General features: G+C 42.7%; 1 protein-coding gene. It reads left to right on the plus strand.

What is annotated here, in order from left to right:
* Nucleotides 1-219: 219 nt before the first annotated feature.
* Entirely contained in the window at nt 220-1,470 is a 1,251-nt protein-coding gene (locus QUA97_RS28160) for an RNA-guided endonuclease InsQ/TnpB family protein (protein ID WP_333197610.1), read from the plus strand.
* The last annotated feature ends 33 nt before the right edge of the window (nt 1,471-1,503 follow it).

Consider the following 1,503-nt stretch of genomic DNA (forward strand, 5'->3'; position numbering starts at 1 on the left):
TCACCAAAAAACGGGGTCTGAAGCCCCGTCGTTCTACGACGGCTTTTTCTTCTCTTTCAATGTCCTAATTAATTCTCTAAGTACATCGGTCTTGGTTCTACCCACGTCCTTGCAGTATTGCTCAAGAATCTCAAACTCAAATCCCTCGATCCGAAAATCTAAACGTTTCTTCATGATTTATCCGGCTTTTTGCCGTACTATATTATAGGAGGATAAGTCATGTTTGGTTGCCAACAAAATCTAATTCGAGCTGGTTCAGATACTCAAGCCATTCTTGAGTATCTGTGTTCTGAAGCTACAAAGCTTTCTAACTGCGGAACCTACTATGCTCGTCAGATATTTTTCAAGACTGGTAAAATCCCAAATCGAGCTCAATTGCACAAAGTTTTGGGAACCGAGAATAGGAACTTGCACTATCAAGCGTTTTATTCTGATACCGCCCAGCAAATTTTAACGGGTGTCGCCGAGTCTTTCAAATCCTTTCTAGGATTACTGAAAGCGTTTAAAAATGGGACAATTACAGACCGCCCTAAACTACCAAAATATCGTCAAGGTGGAATGGCGCTTGTGACGTTCACTGGTAGGTCGGTAAAACTCAAGGATGGAATGTTGAGATTTCCGTTGGGCAGCAAAGTTAAAGCGTGGTTCGGGCTAGATGCGTTTTTTCTGCCGATGCCATCAAATCTTGATTTTAAGGCAATTCGAGAGTATCGAATTCTTCCCCGCAATGGCTGCTTTTACCTGGAATTCGTCTATAAAACGACTGACATCCAGGCTCTTGTAGACCCCGCCAAGTGCTTAATGATTGACCACGGCGTAGACAACTGGCTGACTTGCGTAAGCAATGCTGGCACAAGTTTTATCATTGACGGTAAGCATTTAAAATCGCTCAACCAGGGGTATAACAAGCGGGTTGCATTTTTGATGGAAGGCAAATCTAACGGATTCTGGTCTAAAAGACTTGCCAATTTGACCGAAAGACGTAACCGCCAGATGCGAGATGCCGTCAACAAAGCTGCAAGGAAGGTAATTCACCACTGTTTGAAAAATTGCATAGGAACGGTTGTATTTGGTTGGAATAAGGGACAAAAAAATTCTGCCAACATGGGTAGCAAAACTAATCAAAAGTTTGTACAAATCCCTACTGGCAGACTGAAGGATAGAATTACTCAACTTTGTGAGCAGTATGGGTTAAAGTTTGTAGAAACCGAAGAATCTTATTCTTCTAAGGCTTCGTTTGTTGATCATGATTTGCTACCTACGTTCGGCGAAAAACCTGAAGGGTGGCTTCCAAGTGGCAAACGAATTAAGCGTGGTTTGTATCGAACGGCTCAAGGTTGGTTAATTAATGCAGATTGTAACGGCTGTGGAAATATTGGTAGAAAAGTAGCGGTGATGCTTGGACTCGATCTAAGTGGAATCGGTAGAGGCGAATTGTCAGCGCCTTTGAGACTCAAATTGTGGTCTTAAGAATCCCTGTTGCTTCAGCACAGGGAGTGTCAA

It is taken from the genome of Microcoleus sp. CZ3-B2 (assembly GCF_036705055.1).
GTDB lineage: Bacteria > Cyanobacteriota > Cyanobacteriia > Cyanobacteriales > Microcoleaceae > Microcoleus.

What these genes read in the sequence shown, in the direction of transcription:
- QUA97_RS28160 (WP_333197610.1), top strand. Translation starts at nt 220, where the DNA reads ATGTTTGGTTGCCAACAAAATCTAATTCGAGCTGGTTCAGATACTCAA.